This window comes from Enterococcus sp. AZ120, assembly GCF_050546165.1.
Lineage (GTDB): Bacteria > Bacillota > Bacilli > Lactobacillales > Enterococcaceae > Enterococcus > Enterococcus faecalis.
The window spans coordinates 1,889,136-1,905,163 of sequence record NZ_CP172950.1; the positions used below are offsets into that span (position 1 = coordinate 1,889,136).

The following is a 16,028-nucleotide window of genomic DNA, read 5'->3' on the forward strand; positions in this document are numbered from 1 at the left end:
TTATTCTGCCTCCTTGGATACACTTTGATCTTTATTTAATAATGGGAACCCTAATTTTTCACGTTCAGCCACAAAAATTTTCGCTACGGAACGAGCCATATTCCGAATGCGGGCTAAATATCCTGCACGTTCCGTTACAGAGACAGCACCGCGAGCATCTAATAAATTGAATGTATGGCTACATTTTAAAATATAATCATAGGCTGGATGAACTAAACTTTCTTCAATACAGCGTTTAGCTTCTTTTTCAAATTTGTCAAAGTTTTCTAAAAGCATTTCTTGGTTACTAATTTCAAAGGAATATTTTGAATGTTCATATTCAGGTTGAACAAAAATTTCACCATATTTAACGCCTTGTGTCCATTCTAAATCATAGACACTTTCGACTTCTTGGATATATGATGCCAAGCGTTCTAACCCGTAAGTAATTTCAGAAGTGACAGGATGACATTGTAAGCCCCCGACTTGTTGGAAATACGTAAATTGGGTAATTTCCATGCCATCTAACCAAACTTCCCAACCTAAACCAGCACAACCCATTGAGGGATTTTCCCAGTTATCTTCTACAAAACGAATGTCATGTTCTAATGGATCAATTCCTAATAATTTCAAACTTTCTAGATAAAGTTCTTGGATATTTTCAGGAGAAGGCTTCATTACAACTTGGAATTGATGATGTTGGTATAGACGGTTCGGATTTTCACCATAGCGTCCATCAGCTGGACGACGAGAAGGTTCTACGTAGGCAGCATTCCATGGTTCAGGTCCAATGGCACGTAAAAACGTGTAAGGACTCATGGTGCCGGCTCCCTTTTCTGTATCATAGGCTTGCATTAACATACAGCCATTAGATGACCAAAATTTTTGCAAGGTTAAAATCATTTCTTGTACGGTTAACTTGTTTTTCATTGTTTTCCTCCTTGGAATATTTTTTATAGACATAGGGATTGGCTTTGCTTCGGGAATGTAAATTTAAAAAGGGATACAGAGAAACAATTTTGTAGAATGGGATAATTTTTATGCTGTTATAACGTTCCACATCTGCTCCATGTTTTTGGCTAAACAGTTTGTTTTAGCACAGAGGAGACAACGTTCCCTTTGGTCACCTTGTGCTGTTCCACATCTGCTCTGACACTTTGTGTCAGTCGCAGTGAGGAACATGCAAAAAGTCCCCATGCCTATTAATAGACATAGGGACGAATAATTATCGCGGTTCCACCCTACTTCCGATGTGTTCATCGGCAGCTTCGTTTGTCGTACTCCAAAGTGCCTTTCAAAAGTTCCGTGCTTCTGGCTCCCACTCTCCCAGATTCGCTTAACAGAGGGTTCTTTTTACTTCTCTTTTTCTTCGTACGTATTTAACTTCTCTATCATAATACGGTGTCTGAGGGAAGTTGTCAAATTTTTTTTAGAAAAACGTCTGCTTGTTTACGTTTATTTTTCTTCCTTCTTTCGTGGCGGAATTTTTAACGTATTTTCCCACGTTTTCATTTGATCAATAAATTTTTTACTTTTTAAGTGCAAACCAACATATTCATCGTATAACATATCAATCGTTTCTCGAATACTTTTCTTAGTTTCTTCTTTTACTTGAATGTTTTGGACTTTTTCATAGGAGACTTGCGCAAATAAGCGAATAAAATGAATCGCTCTAGGATCTGCATGGTAGCGCTGTTCATCTAAATGCCAATGTTTTTCACAAAGCACACCGCTATACTTTGAAGAGTAGTCAAATTTCCCTTGTGTTTCGCCACAAGCCACACAATGATGCCATTCTGGTCGTACACCAAACCGTTCTAACAATTGAATTTCAAAAATATTTGTAATGATTTCCGGATCTTTTTGCTCATTTAAAGCGGATAATGCCATGTGGGTAAATTGAAATAAGTTCGGATCATAGTGCTGATCTTCAATTGCTGCATCGACTAAGTTTAAAATATATGTTCCATATGCGTTAATAAATATGTCTTGTTGAATGTTTCGAAAAGGTTGAACTTCTTTGCTGCTATTGAGAAAAGATAAGCCTTCTTCTCTAAAGTTCCCGATGTAGACGGCTTCTGTAAATGGCAGAATCGCTGGCAAAAGAGGATTATTTTTTCGATGCGCGCCTTTCACAAAAAACATCAATTTCCCATAGGATTCTGTAAAAATTTTGACGAGTTTATCCTTCTCTTTAAAATCCTTCGTAAATAAAATAATGCCTTTGGTCTCCCCTAATGCCATTCAATTCACTTCCATTTCTTATGTAAATTAGTGTAGTGTTTGGAAAGTTCGTTTATACACTCACTTCCCAAACACTACTTTCTTAATATTCTTCTTTGCGATAACCAAAATCTTGTAAATAGATTTTTTTGTCACGCCAGTCTTTTTGGACTTTTACCCACAGCTCCAAATACACTTTGTCATCTAATAAATATTCAATATCTTGACGCGCCTTGGTACCAATTTGTTTCAGCATTTTTCCGCCTTTGCCAATAATGATACCTTTTTGACTGTCCCGTTCCACAATAATGGTTGCTTGGACATGGACTTTATCGTTTTCATCCCGTTTCATTGAGTCCACAACGACAGCGACAGAATGAGGAATCTCATCTCTTGTTAAAAGTAACACTTTTTCACGAATTAATTCGGAAACGATAAAATATTCTGGATGATCCGTAATTTGGTCATCAGGGAAATATTGTGGTCCTTCTGGCATTTGCTCAACGAGAACATCCATCAAATGCTCAAAATTATTTCCTTCAGTGGCAGAAATGGGAATAATTTCTTTAAAGTCCATTTGTTTCGAATAGTCTTCAATGATACTCAATAAATCATCTGGATGGACTTTGTCAATTTTATTAATAATCAAGTAGACTGGACTATTATTATTTTTCAATCGTTCAATAATAAAGTCGTCACCTTTCCCGCGTTTTTGATCAGCACTTACCATAAATAAAGTAGCATCTACTTCACGCATCGCATTATAGGCACTTTCCACCATGAAATCGCCTAAGCGGTGTTTAGGTTTGTGAATCCCTGGAGTATCGATAAAAACAATTTGTGCTTCAGGAATTGTATAAATTCCTTGAATCTTATTACGAGTTGTTTGTGCTTTGTCACTCATAATTGCAATTTTTTGGCCGACAATTCGATTTAACAATGTTGATTTTCCAACATTTGGTCTGCCGACAATGGCTACGAAACCAGATTTATGTTCAGTTGTCATTGTATTTCTCCTCTTATTTCCACATTTGAATGATTTGTAAAATTTTTGGTACAAATAGAATTAGTCCTACTAGCACTGCGAAACCGGCTGTTAATAAAACAGCTCCTGCGGCCATGTCTTTAACTTTTTTTCCGATTGGATGAAAGTGAAAATCCGTAAACATATCTACGACATTTTCAAAAATTGTGTTGATAATTTCTGCCAACCAGACAAGAAAAACAGCCAATAACAACCACAGCCATTCAGCAAGTGTTAAGGAAAACAAGAAACCAAACACAATGGCCGTGACACCAAACGCCACATGTTTGCGCATATTACGTTCTTCTCGAAAAACTGTTTTGATTCCTTGCCAGGCAAATTCTAATGAATTAATAAAATGTTTATTTTTTCCTGTTTGCTCATCTTTTAAGGCCATACGCATCTAAAATCTCTTTCTGTAAACCAAACATTTCTTTTTCATCTTCAGGTTCCATATGATCGTACCCATTCAAATGTAAAAAGCCATGTACTGCCAAAAAGCCCATTTCTCGCTCCAATGTGTGCCCATATTCAACTGCTTGTTCTGCTGCTCGCTCTGTTGAAATAATTAAATCACCTAGATTACGTGGTAGCTCTGCCAACTCTTCATCATCAAAAATAATTGGCAATTCGTCTTCCCCTTCATCCTCTAAAGCAAAACTGATGACATCTGTAGGCATATCTTTGCCCCGATAGTCACGATTAATCACTTGGATACCTGCGTTATCTGTAAAAGTCACCGACATCTCCGTATCTTCGGCAATTTCTAGAAAACCCGCTGCAAATTGCAGCAAGTTTTCGATTTCTTTGATTTCTTCTGTTGGTACTTTCTCGGTTTCATCAATGAAAGTAATATCCATTAGTCATCTCTCTTTTCTTGTTCATCTTTCATTTCTTCTGCTTCAGCTTTCATTTTTGGATACTTAATCCGTGAATGGAAGGTACTGCATAATCCATTAATTAATGATTTTTCAATGATGCGAATCTCTTTCATCGTTAACCCACATTCATCTAATTGGCCATCTGAAATTCTGTCTTGAATCACATTATGCACAAAGGCTTGAATTTTTTCGTTGGTGGGATGATCCATCGCCCGCACAGCAGCCTCACAAGTATCAGCAATACTCACAATCCCTGCTTCTCGTGTTTGTGGACGTGGTCCAGGATAACGGAAGTCGGATTCTTTAATTTCAGGATTGCGTTCTTTTGCTTTCACATAGAAAAATTTCATCAATGTTGTGCCATGATGTTGACGACAAATGTCAATCACCATTTGCGGCATATTGTACTCTTCTAAAATTTTGGCGCCATCAATTACGTGGCCAAAAATAATTTGTTTACTATCTTCTGGTAATAAAAAGTTATGTGGATTTTCTGCTCCAGCAGGTAAGTTTTCCACAAAGAAATTGGCGTGTTTAATTTTGCCAATGTCATGGTAATAACAAGCAACTCGTGTTAATAGCGACCGCCCGCCAATCTCAGCAACAGCGTTAGCGCTCAAACTAGCCACCATCATGCTATGATGATAGGTACCTGGCGCTTCTTCTAACAGTTGTTTTAACAACGGATGGTTCGGATTACTTAATTCATTCAAGACAATCATACTATCATCGGTCACTAATAATTCGATATATGGATGCAAGCCCATTGTTGCTAAAAATGAAAGTACCGTTCCTGCACTTGCACAAATTAAAGCTGTCCACGTTTTACCATCTGTTAAACTCATCCCTTGATAAATCATTAAGACAACCGCCATGAAAACAGGAAAGACCACTACCCACATTAAAGCTGGGAAAACTTGCTCACTCATCCGTTTCCGTTTAACAACTGTTGCTAGAAATCCTGAGAATAAGTACATAATCAGAATAACCGTCAACGAGTTTGTGCCAATAGAATTATAAAAGATAAATAACGCAAAAACGACTTGGAAAATGGCAGCGATTATCCCTGAACGACGATTCACAAAATGATTTAGAATCAGCGGTGCAAAGGCTGCTGGATAGAACAAGGGAATATACATCAACTGCTCTGTTTGGAAAATCTGGAAGAATTTCATTAAAATAACACTGATTAGCATAGCACCCGTGTAAAAGATAATAAACGAGCGTTGTCGCGAAGGCTCAGTCACTTGTTTTGTAAAGAAAATCAACACTTCAACTTGAAGTAAAATAGCTAATGCTAATGCCACCATCGGAAAAATAGAGGTATTTTGACTAGTCATTCCTAGTAGCTCAAGTTTTTCGACCGCTTTTGCATCAATTTGAGTACCTTCACGAACAATAATTTCGCCTTGATAAATCATTGCGGGTTGAACAGCATTCATCGCTTTTTGGCGTAGCTCTTCTGTTCGTTTTTCATTGGCAATATCGTTTACCACAATCCCTTGGTTAACAATGTAACGAATAACTTGTTGCATGGTACTCGTAATATCTAAGTATTGAATTTTACCGTTAGCTTCTTGGCGAATTTTATCTAAATCAGATTCTCGAACGTGATTTTGCATTGCGTCGTCCACCAACATCAAACTTTCTGAACGAACCTTATCCAATTGCTCAGAGGTTAATGTAAAGATTGTTTGATAAAAAACATTAGGAAAACTTTGATAAAACGTAACTTCATCTTGCGGTAAAGATTCAAACAATGATTTTAAGCTAGCTACTCGTTCTTCCACGGTCGGCGCAGGAATCGTTTCTTCCTTTTTGGCCTTCGCTTGCTTGTTGCTGTACTCTTTGTCTACTTTTTCATTCGCAGAATCAATCAATTTAAATAATTTATCAATACGATTATGTTGGACAGATGCCGTATCTTCTTGATAAATATATTCGGGTGTGACAGCTTCTGCTGCCAATTTTTTTCTTTGTTCTGTTTCGTAGGTATTCTCGATATTTTTATTTGCACGAATGGTTTTCTCGGCCAGTTGACCTTCTTTAATTTCTACTCTTTTCTGATGGACACTGCCAAACATAATCATAAATAAAAGAAGAGAAAAAACGGCTAATAAAATAGGTAAATAGGCTTTACCTAAACGATCCCCTAACTTTGTAAGTACTTTTTTCAAAAGGTACTTTCACTCCTTCCCTAACTGCTTAGGAATGCTTTTGTTGTTCTTTTTCATAGGCTTGAATAATTTGTGCTACAACCGGATGACGCACAACGTCACTGGCTTCAAAATTTACAAAGGCAATTTTTTCAATGTCTTTTAACGTACGCTCGGCGTTAACTAAACCACTTGTTACACCACGTGGCAAGTCAATCTGACTAGTATCTCCATTAACAATCATTTTTGAACTAAACCCTAAACGAGTTAAAAACATTTTCATTTGGGCAACCGTGGTATTTTGTGCTTCATCTAGAATGACAAAAGCATCATCCAATGTACGACCACGCATATAAGCAAGCGGGGCAATTTCAATAACGCCGCGTTCCATTAAACGATTTGTATGATCCATACCAAAAATTTGATACAAGGCATCGTAAACTGGACGTAAATAAGGATCGACTTTTTCTTTTAAGTCACCTGGTAAAAAGCCCAAGCTTTCGCCAGCTTCCACCGCTGGACGAGTTAAAATAATTTTTTGTACTTCGCCTTTTTTTAAGGCTGCTACTGCCATCACCACGGCTAAAAAGGTTTTTCCTGTCCCCGCAGGTCCCACCCCGAAAATGACGTCATGAGTTTTAACTGCATCGATATATTTTTTTTGACCAACATTCTTAATTCGGATGGCCCGACCATGATGGTCCTTCATAATTTCTTCTTCATACATGGCAATAAACGCCTCTAAATTTCCAGCTTTGGCCATTTTTAAAGCAGAAACGACATCTGGCGTATGCACTTTGATGCCTCGTTGAATTAATGTTTGTAGCGCTCTTAACACGGAAGCGACTAACTCTACCTCTGATGATTCGCCAATTAACTGAATAACTTCGCCACGACTATTAATCGTTACGTGAGTATTCTCTTCTAAAAATTTGATATGTTTATCATGTGTTCCTAAAAGCATGTGTGCATCATCAGAATCAGTAAGTATTAATTCCAAAGATTTTGACTGATTATCTGTCAAAAAACGTCCATCTCCTTTATTATATAGTCCTTTACAATGATACCACATTCTTATCTGTTTAAAAAGAAGTCGTACCTGATTTGACTTTGAAAGTCAAAAAAGAGAAAACCGTAAAAAGCTACCGGTTTTCTCTTTACATAAAAAAACTAGGACAGTATACTGTCCTAGTTTCGATAACGCTCTTAGTTTTCTTGTAATAATTCTTTCACAATTGCGTTAACTTGGTTGCCATCGGCTTTGCCTTTGACTTTCGGCATCATAGCGCCCATCACTTTACCAAAATCTTTTGGTGAAGTGGCGCCAGTTTGCGTCATTACCTCTTGAACTAGTTGACGAATTTCTTCCTCCGTTAGTTGTTGAGGCATATATTTTTCAACAATTGCTATTTCAACTTTTACTTTTTCAACAAGATCGTCGCGTCCCGCCTTTTCAAACTCTGATAAAGAATCTTTTCTCTGTTTCATCTCACGAGACAATACAGTGAGTTCTTCTTCTCCGTTCAATTCACGGCCCGCTTTAATCTGATCATTTTGAATGGCAGTCTTTAACATACGAAGTACGGCTAAAGTTTCTTTGTCTTTAGCTTTCATCGCTGTTTTAATGTCGTCATTCAATGTGGTTAGCAATGACATACCACCAACTCCAATTCATTCAAAACTAGAATTTTTTACGTTTTCTAGCTGCTTCAGATTTTTTCTTACGCTTTACACTTGGTTTTTCGTAGAATTCACGTTTACGTGATTCTTGTAAAGTACCCGCTTTTGAAACGGAACGTTTGAAGCGACGAAGAGCATCATCAAGAGATTCGTTTTTACGAACGACTGTTTTTGACATGTTATTCCCTCCCTCCGAGCTTAAAAAGTAACCGTTTTTCTTATTTGTGGGAAAAACCCACAAATTAAAATACTGTCCTTGTTATATTATAGCTAAAGCATAAATAACCGTCAACCACTCTACTGATAAAATACGAAATTTTTGTTTGATTTTTCGTCTTATTCGCTATTTTTCGCAACAATCGGCACAACGACCAAGTATTTCAAAGCGATGTCCTTCAATTGAACAACCTTTTAACTGTTCTTCGAAAAAATTCATCGGACACATGTGAATTTCTTCCGTTTTGCCACAAACCGTACAAATAAAGTGATGATGATGTTCCACCTCTTGGCAACAACGGAAGCGAAACTTTTGCTCGCCATTTAATTCTGTTTTTTCTAGCAATTCTAAGCGCTCAAAGTCATGCAAGTTACGATAAACCGTATCATAACTGACTCCTTTAAAGGTTTCATTCATAAATTCATACACTTCACGTGCAGAAACATACCGATTTCGCTTAATCAAATAGCTCATCAGTAATTCTCGTTTTTTAGTATATTTTAATCCACTGGCTTTCATGGTTTCTAAGGCTTGTTCAATATTGGTTTTTACTGGTGCCATCGCCATTTCCTCCCTCACCAACCTAAATCAGAATCATTACGAAATAGATTCTGGACTTATGGTATAATAAAATTATTAAAAATGCAAGAAAGGACTTACCCTCTATGACTATTTCTGAAGAAAAAAAATGTGTGACGATTTTTGTCATCTCAGATTCTGCTGGCGAGACCGCTTCAAAATTGGCGGCTGCTTCAATGGCCCAGTACCCCACTGTTGATTTTACTTTGATTAGACGAACATTCGTTAAAGACGAAGATAAACTGGTGCAAGCGTTAGAAGATGCCAAAAAAGCAGAAGCCATGGTACTTCATACTATCATTAATGATCATCTCGTGGCGATTGCTAATCAATTTTTCAATGAGCATCAATTGTTCCATTTTGACATTTTGACACCACCAGTTGCGGAAATCGAACGATTAACAGGTGTCGCACCTATGCGGGAACCAGGTGCCTTACACCATCTGAATGAAAATTATTTTAAACGAATTGAAGCAATGGAATTTGCTGTCAAATATGACGATGGCAAGGACCCACGAGGCTTTTTAGAAGCGGATGTGTTACTTCTTGGCGTTTCCCGAACTTCTAAAACACCGCTAAGTCTCTTTTTAGCCAACAAGAACTTAAAAGTTGCTAATTTGCCACTAATTCCTGAAGCACATTTACCGAAACAATTATTCGAAATGGACCCTAAAAAAATTGTTGGCTTAACCAACGATCCCAATGTTTTAAACGGGATTCGTAAAGAACGAATGCGCGCATATGGATTGCCTGAAAATACTTCTTATTCAGATATTGAAAAAATTCGGCGAGAACTGGCTTTTGCTAATGATCTTTATCAAAAATTAGGTTGTATCGTTATTGATGTCGCTTCTCTTTCAATTGAAGAAACTGCCTCAATGATTCTTAATGCTTTGAACTTAGAAGATCATAGTTATTATTCCACGGAAACATCCGAGGATTAAAAAAAACGAGAAAAAATCACTAGTGATTTTTTCTCGTTTTTTTAAAAGACTTGAACGCCTTCTTGATCAATATTGAAAATTTGGATGCTCGCTTTGGTAGATAATTTCTCCAAACTTTGAACAATTTCGTTGGTTCGTTCTTCTGGCGACAAGATTAGCACAGTTGGACCAGCACCGCTTAAGAAAGAGCCATAAGCACCTTTTTGCTGAGTTAAACGACGAATTTCTTTTAAGTGAGGAACCAATGAACGACGATACGTTTCATGCCATTTATCTTGTTCCATCATTTTGCCTGCTAAAGGTAAATCCCCGTTTAAAATTGCGGCAATCATAACATTGGCAATTGAGCTGGCCGCGACCGCTTCTTTATAAGTCAATTTTTCGGGCAAAACAGCGCGACTTTTTTCGGTAAATAACGGTTCCTCTGGAATAAATGCAATGACATCACACATTGGAAAGTGATGTTTGACATGGTAGACTTGGTTTTCTACATGGCTAGCCACCACGAAATCTCCTAAAATAGCTGGGGCCACATTATCCGGATGTCCTTCCATCTCTGTGGCCAAACGAACTTTTTCTTTAGGGGACAAATTTAAATGTGCTAGTCGGTTAGCTAATTCAATGCCTGCTACAATCACACTTGAGCTACTGCCTAGTCCTCTTGCAAGGGGAATGTCAGAAACCATCCGAATAACTTTTGGTGTTAATTCTGGTGCAATTTTCAATGCCGTTTGAATTAATAAATTCTCTTCATTAGTAGGAATCTCTTCTCCCAAAGTATGTTGAATTTCCCAAAATTCACTTTCACCTAAAACGTTGATTGTTAAATAAGCGGATAATGCAATGCCACATGAATCAAAGCCAGGTCCTAAGTTGGCACTAGTGGCAGGTACTCTTATTTTCATAGTGTTGCGACTCCTTTTCGTAAGTGCAGACGCATTTCTTCCACGTCACTCATTTTTGAAATAGCTACTTCTGTCTCCATTGCTGTATCAGGATCTTTCAGTCCGTTACCAGTAAAGACTGCCACGACGGTTTCACCTGCTTTGATTTTACCGCTTTTAACATGTTGAATAACTCCAGCTAATGAAGCAGCCGAACCAGGTTCAATGAAAACCCCATCTTGAGCAGCAATTTTTCGGTAAGCCGTTAAAATTTCTTGATCTGTCACGGCATCAATGAAACCACCGGATTCATCCCGTGCCTGTTCTGCTAGTTGCCAACTAGCAGGATTTCCAATCCGGATCGCTGTTGCCACGGTTTCAGGTTGCTCAATCACTTGGCCTTTCACGATCGCTGCGGCACCTTCTGCTTCAAAACCATGCATTCTTGGTAAAGTTGTTCCTTGTTTTTCATGCCATTCTTTAAAGCCTTTCCAGTAAGCGGAAATATTGCCGGCATTTCCAACTGGAATCGCTAAGACATCGGGCGCTTGACCTAATTGTTCACAAACTTCAAAAGCTGCTGTCTTTTGCCCTTCTAAGCGATAAGGATTCACTGAATTAACTAGCGCAACTGCCTCAGTTTTCGCAATCTCTCGCACCGCTTTTAATGCTTCATCAAAGTTACCTGGAATCGAAATAATGTCTGCCCCATACATAATAGCTTGCGCCAATTTTCCCAGTGCGATTTTCCCTTCTGGAATCACTACATACGCTTTAATACCTGCTCTTGTGGCATACGCAGCAGCGGCGGCACTAGTATTTCCTGTAGAAGCACAAACAATCGCTTTGGCACCTTCTTCTACCGCTTTTGCTACAGCCATCACCATCCCGCGATCTTTGAATGAGCCAGTGGGATTTAAGCCTTCGTATTTTCCATATAATTGAATACCTAATTCTTTGGATAAATTAGGTAAAGGAATCAGTGGCGTATTTCCTTCGGCTAAAGAAATCATTGGTGTTTTTTCTGTTACGGGCAAATACGCTTGATACTGTTTTAACAAACCTTCATACATGTTTACTCATCTCCTATAACCTTCATTACATTCAATAACTGAAAGGCTTCCGTATTTTGAATAGCTGTCACAACTTGTTGCATTTGTGCTTTTGATATCTGGTGTGTAATGGCAACAATTCTTGCTCGCTGTCCATCTGATTTCTGTTGAACTAATTGATCAAAGCTGACTTCTGCTTTAGTCATTAATTGCGTCAACTGCAAAAATTGTCCTGGTGTATCTGGAACATCTAATGAAAAATAGTACTGCCCAAATACATTTTCGGAACTCGTCAATTGGGTTTTATGTTGATACGAATTGAACATATGGCCAGTCGTTGCCAAGCGAATGTTTTTAGCAATCGTAATTAAATCACTGACCACACTGGTTGCTGTCGGTTTAGCGCCAGCTCCTGGACCGTAATACATTGATTCCCCCACGCCTGCACTTTTTATAAATACTGCATTGTACTCATTCCGAACAGATGCAATAGGGTGCTTTTGATTGACTAGCATAGGCGCCACTTCCACCGAGATACTATTCTCATTTTGTTCAGCAGAGCCAATCAATTTGATTTCATACCCCAGTTGTTTAGCCATAGCGACATCATCTAAAGACAATCCGCGAATTCCACGAATATCAACTTGTGGTAATGAAACATTCATCCCAAAAGCAAATTGACTTAAAATAACCATTTTATAGGCTGCATCGATTCCATCGACATCATTTGTCGGATCCGCTTCAGCAAATCCCAACGCTTGCGCTTCTGCTAAAGCTTCTTCATAACTTTTATCAGCAGAAACCATTTGCGTAAGCATATAATTCGTCGTACCGTTCACAATTCCTAAAACTTTTTGAATATTGTCTGCCGCTAAGCTATTAGCAATTGTTCTTAAAATAGGAATCCCGCCAGCAACACTTGCTTCATAATATAAATCACAATGATGTTTTTGGGCTAACGCTACTAATTCACTCCCATGTTGCGCCAGCAAATCTTTATTAGCAGTCACAATATGTTTACCATTTTCTAAAGCTTTCATGATATACGTTTTGGCTGGTTCAATGGTTCCCATTAATTCCACAACGATTTGAATCTCTTTATCTTCTAAAATATCATCAATTGAAGTTGTTAAAGAAAGACCGTATTCTTCCGCTTGCGCTTGTTTCGTTTCAAGATTTCGGACAAATGCTTTTTCAATGACTACATTCATTCCTGTCACTTGTGAAATTTTCTCTTGATGTTCTTTCAAGAGAGTTAAAACGCCAGTGCCTACAGTCCCTAATCCTAGTAACCCGATCTTTAAGGTATCCTTCATTTTTACCTCCATCAACAGCGCTATTCTAGTTACGCTATTTTTTCCTACTTTTTATCGGTGTTCAATATGCTCAAAGGTCTGATTTAAAATATCTATTACATGATGATCATCTAATGTATAAAAAATCGTTTTTCCTTCGCGACGTGCCTTGACAACCCGGCTATCTCTTAATAATTTTAGTTGATGAGAAACGGCGGACTGTTCCATTCCCAATTGTTCACTAATCGCCGTTACATTATGCTCGCCTTCTTTTAAAAGTAGCAAAATTCTTAAACGTGTTGGATCACTTAATACTTTATATAATTGACTTACTTGTTTGATTTCTTCCATTTGTTTCATTATAGTCGCCTCACTTTGCACTCATTATAACACAGAGTTTTTTAAAATAAGAACTGCGATTGTTCTTTCCTACGAAAAATATGGCACAAAGAAAGTTGGAAAAATGACAAACTTGTCGATTTTCCAACTTTCTTCATCTATTCGTGGTTGGCTTGCTGAACTGCATCCATCACGGCATAACGGAAGCCATTTTTTTCTAGAGCTACGACACCGCGAATCGTACTTCCTCCTGGAGAAGTCACTTCATCTTTCAATGCTCCTGGGTGTTTTTTCGTGTCTAAGGCTAAGGTCGCCGTTCCTTTTATCATTTGAGCGACAATTTCATAAGATAAGTCTCTTGGTAACCCTTCTAAGACTGCTGCATCTCCCAATGCTTCCATAAAGATATCAACAAAAGCTGGACTGCAACCAGCCACAGTACCAAAAGTTTCCAGTTGCGCTTCACGAATTTCTTTGACTAACCCTAAAGTAGCAAGAAGTTCCATTACCAGTTCCTTCGTTTGGCCTTCAATTGTTGGTGCCAAGGCTACGCCAATCACGCCTTGATTCACGCTAACTGGTGTATTAGGAATGGCATGAACAACTTTGGCTTCTTTATTGCCAAGGGCCATTTGTGCTTCTTCTATGGTATGACCTGTTGCAACAGAAATCAATAGACTTTCGTTGGAAAAATGAGGGGCTAATTCCTGAAGGACAGGTAACACGACCTTTGCTCCTGTCGCAATAAAAATAACCTTACATTCTTGGAAAAGTGCATAATCTGTGACAAGTTGAAAGCCCCACTCTTTTTGAAGTGCTTCTGCTGTTCCACTTGATCCGCCTTTCACATATAAATGTTCCTTCTTGACTGCCTCAGCTTTCAGTAACCCTTTAATCATGGCACCGCCCATACTGCCAGCACCGATAAAGCCAATTTTCATAGCATTCCCTCCTTAGTTAAATAAAGTGTTTGTGTCAAAAGTCAATTAGCTTTTGACACAAACACTAACATTCGTACTTTTTTCCGTACAGCCTGTTTCGTTTATTTTATTTTGTTAATTCATTAACGACTGCTTCAAACGCAGCAATTTTTTCAGAAGCTTCTGAACTACTTGTTGCTTTTGTTGCTAGATAGAATTTAATTTTTGGTTCTGTTCCTGATGGTCGGATAGCAATCCAACTGCCATCTTCTAAATGATATTTCAACACATCAGAAGGAGGCGTTTGTAATTGTTCTGTTTGACCATCTGCAAAAGTGCGTGTTAATTCTTTAAAATCTTCCGTTTGAGCAACTTGAATCCCGGCAAACTCAGTTGGCGCTTGTTCACGACATTTTGCCATTAAAGCTTTGATTTTACCGCTTCCTTCAATTCCGCTCATTGTTACGGAAATAGTTTTTTCTTCAAAGTAACCAAATTCTTCAAAGATATCTTGTAAGCCATCGTATAATGTTTTTCCTTGTTTTTTATAGAAAGCCGCTACTTCTGCTAATAAAACTAACGCTTGAATTGCATCTTTATCACGAACAAAAGGTTTCACTAAGTAACCATAACTTTCTTCAAAACCAAACATAAACGTTTGACTGTGGTCTTCTTCGTATTGTTGAATTTTTTCAGCAATAAATTTGAAACCTGTTAAAACATTAAACATCTTCGTATTATATTTCTCAGCAATCGCTGTAGCAAGTTCACTAGAAACGATTGATTTTAGAACCGCAGCATTTTGAGGCAACGTGCCTGCTTGTTGATGGGCTTCTAAAATATAATGAATCATAATTGAACCTAATTGATTTCCTGTTAATACTTGGTAGTCTCCGTTTGGCATCCGCACAGCGGCACCTAAACGATCAGCATCTGGATCTGTTGCAATCAATAAATCAGCGCCTTCTTTTTCCCCTAAACGAATCGCGTATTCAAAAGCTGAATGTTCTTCAGGGTTTGGTGACTTAACTGTAGTAAAGTCAGGATCAGCAACGGCTTGCTCAGGTACTAAAACAAATTTTTCAAAACCGGCTTGTTTTAATGCCTTTTCTCCTAACATTTTCCCAGTTCCATGTAAGGGAGTGTAAACTAATTTTAATTCTTTACCCATTTCGTTAATTAATTCTTGATTAATCGTAACTGTTTTAATTTCTTTCAAATACGCGTTATCGACTTCTTCACCAACAATGTTAATTAAACCGCTGTGGGCAACTTCTTCATCTGATAAGACATCAATTTTCAAAGGATTTTCGATACTACGAACATATTTAGTTAATGCATCTGCATCAGCTGGCGGCATTTGACCACCGTCTTCACCATAGACTTTGTAGCCATTATAGGCAGCTGGATTGTGAGAAGCCGTAATCATGATTCCCGCAAAAGCTTTAAAGTAGCGGACCGCAAAAGATAATTCTGGTGTTGGTCGTAAGCTTTCAAACACAAAAGAAGGAATATCATGTTTAGCTAATGTTTTAGCTGCTTCCATTGCAAATTCTGGAGACATATGACGTGAATCATAGGCAATAGCTACACCGCGACGTTTTGTTTCAGGATCTTGCGTATCCATAAAACGTGCAAGTCCTTCTGTTGCTTGACGAACCGTAAAGATATTCATCCGATTAATACCGGCGCCTAAAATCCCGCGCATCCCGGCAGTCCCAAATTCTAATGGTGCGTAAAATGCATCTTCACATTTTTCAGGGTCTGTATTTAAGTCCTTTAATTCATTTTTTAAATTTTCTGGAATATTTTCTTCATTTAACCATTGTTGGTAAACTTGTTCCCAAGACATGGA

At 38.0% G+C, this 16,028-nt stretch carries 17 protein-coding genes; 1 reads left to right on the plus strand and 16 read right to left on the minus strand.

The genetic code is table 11. The features are described 5' to 3' along the window. The 10 genes from glyQ to IGJ46_RS09115 all read right to left on the minus strand — a co-directional run bounded on the left by glyQ (position 1) and on the right by IGJ46_RS09115 (position 8,727). Positions 1-909 (minus strand): glycine--tRNA ligase subunit alpha, encoded by a 909-nt coding sequence (gene glyQ, locus IGJ46_RS09070; protein ID WP_002379669.1) that lies wholly within the window; start codon positions 907-909, stop codon positions 1-3. Between the two features lie 525 nt (positions 910-1,434). Beyond that, positions 1,435-2,223 (minus strand): DNA repair protein RecO, encoded by a 789-nt coding sequence (gene recO, locus IGJ46_RS09075; protein WP_002356748.1) that lies wholly within the window; start codon positions 2,221-2,223, stop codon positions 1,435-1,437. Positions 2,224-2,305: 82 nt separating this feature from the next. After that, complete coding sequence (gene era / locus IGJ46_RS09080; protein ID WP_002359745.1) at positions 2,306-3,208, minus strand: GTPase Era; 903 nt, start codon at positions 3,206-3,208, stop codon at positions 2,306-2,308. A 13-nt stretch (positions 3,209-3,221) separates the two neighbouring features. Continuing rightward, positions 3,222-3,623 (minus strand): diacylglycerol kinase family protein, encoded by a 402-nt coding sequence (locus IGJ46_RS09085; protein WP_002382764.1) that lies wholly within the window; start codon positions 3,621-3,623, stop codon positions 3,222-3,224. Further along, a complete protein-coding gene (gene ybeY, locus IGJ46_RS09090) occupies positions 3,607-4,086 on the minus strand; it encodes an rRNA maturation RNase YbeY (RefSeq protein WP_002356745.1) in 480 nt (159 codons plus the stop codon). The genes IGJ46_RS09085 and ybeY overlap by 17 nt, the downstream gene beginning before the upstream one ends. After that, on the minus strand, positions 4,086-6,284 hold the full coding sequence (locus IGJ46_RS09095; RefSeq protein ID WP_002356744.1) for an HD family phosphohydrolase: 2,199 nt from the start codon (positions 6,282-6,284) through the stop codon (positions 4,086-4,088). The genes ybeY and IGJ46_RS09095 overlap by 1 nt, the downstream gene beginning before the upstream one ends. Before the next feature lie 28 nt (positions 6,285-6,312). After that, positions 6,313-7,227 carry a PhoH family protein gene (locus tag IGJ46_RS09100; RefSeq protein WP_369810298.1) on the minus strand — a complete coding sequence of 305 codons (915 nt, stop codon included), beginning with the start codon at positions 7,225-7,227 and terminating at the stop codon, positions 6,313-6,315. Between the two features lie 242 nt (positions 7,228-7,469). Continuing rightward, positions 7,470-7,919, minus strand: coding sequence for a GatB/YqeY domain-containing protein (locus IGJ46_RS09105; protein ID WP_002356741.1), 450 nt, complete (start codon positions 7,917-7,919; stop codon positions 7,470-7,472). A 25-nt stretch (positions 7,920-7,944) separates the two neighbouring features. After that, positions 7,945-8,121, minus strand: a complete 177-nt coding sequence (rpsU, locus tag IGJ46_RS09110; protein WP_002356740.1) for a 30S ribosomal protein S21 — start codon at positions 8,119-8,121, stop codon at positions 7,945-7,947. A gap of 165 nt (positions 8,122-8,286) precedes the next feature. Continuing rightward, positions 8,287-8,727: a Fur family transcriptional regulator gene (locus IGJ46_RS09115; protein WP_002387080.1), complete on the minus strand. Its 441-nt coding sequence runs from the start codon at positions 8,725-8,727 to the stop codon at positions 8,287-8,289. Positions 8,728-8,825: 98 nt separating this feature from the next. Here IGJ46_RS09115 and IGJ46_RS09120 point away from each other — a divergent pair, with 98 nt between their 5' ends. Further along, complete coding sequence (locus IGJ46_RS09120) at positions 8,826-9,683, plus strand: pyruvate, water dikinase regulatory protein (RefSeq protein WP_002382760.1); 858 nt, start codon at positions 8,826-8,828, stop codon at positions 9,681-9,683. Between the two features lie 41 nt (positions 9,684-9,724). On the opposite strand, the gene thrB is transcribed toward IGJ46_RS09120, so the two are convergent. The 6 genes from thrB to IGJ46_RS09150 form a co-directional block, all read right to left on the minus strand. Next, positions 9,725-10,588 (minus strand): homoserine kinase, encoded by an 864-nt coding sequence (gene thrB / locus IGJ46_RS09125; RefSeq protein WP_002359743.1) that lies wholly within the window; start codon positions 10,586-10,588, stop codon positions 9,725-9,727. Then, a complete protein-coding gene (gene thrC, locus IGJ46_RS09130) occupies positions 10,585-11,640 on the minus strand; it encodes a threonine synthase (protein WP_002356733.1) in 1,056 nt (351 codons plus the stop codon). Before thrC ends, thrB begins: the two co-directional genes overlap by 4 nt. A 2-nt stretch (positions 11,641-11,642) precedes the next feature. Further along, complete coding sequence (locus IGJ46_RS09135; protein WP_002372186.1) at positions 11,643-12,935, minus strand: homoserine dehydrogenase; 1,293 nt, start codon at positions 12,933-12,935, stop codon at positions 11,643-11,645. A gap of 51 nt (positions 12,936-12,986) precedes the next feature. Then, positions 12,987-13,295, minus strand: coding sequence for an ArsR/SmtB family transcription factor (locus tag IGJ46_RS09140; protein WP_002356730.1), 309 nt, complete (start codon positions 13,293-13,295; stop codon positions 12,987-12,989). 116 nt (positions 13,296-13,411) lie between these two features. Then, a complete protein-coding gene (proC, locus tag IGJ46_RS09145; RefSeq protein ID WP_002370432.1) occupies positions 13,412-14,194 on the minus strand; it encodes a pyrroline-5-carboxylate reductase in 783 nt (260 codons plus the stop codon). A 106-nt stretch (positions 14,195-14,300) separates the two neighbouring features. Then, a complete protein-coding gene (locus tag IGJ46_RS09150) occupies positions 14,301-16,025 on the minus strand; it encodes a phospho-sugar mutase (RefSeq protein ID WP_002356727.1) in 1,725 nt (574 codons plus the stop codon). Positions 16,026-16,028 lie beyond the last annotated feature (3 nt).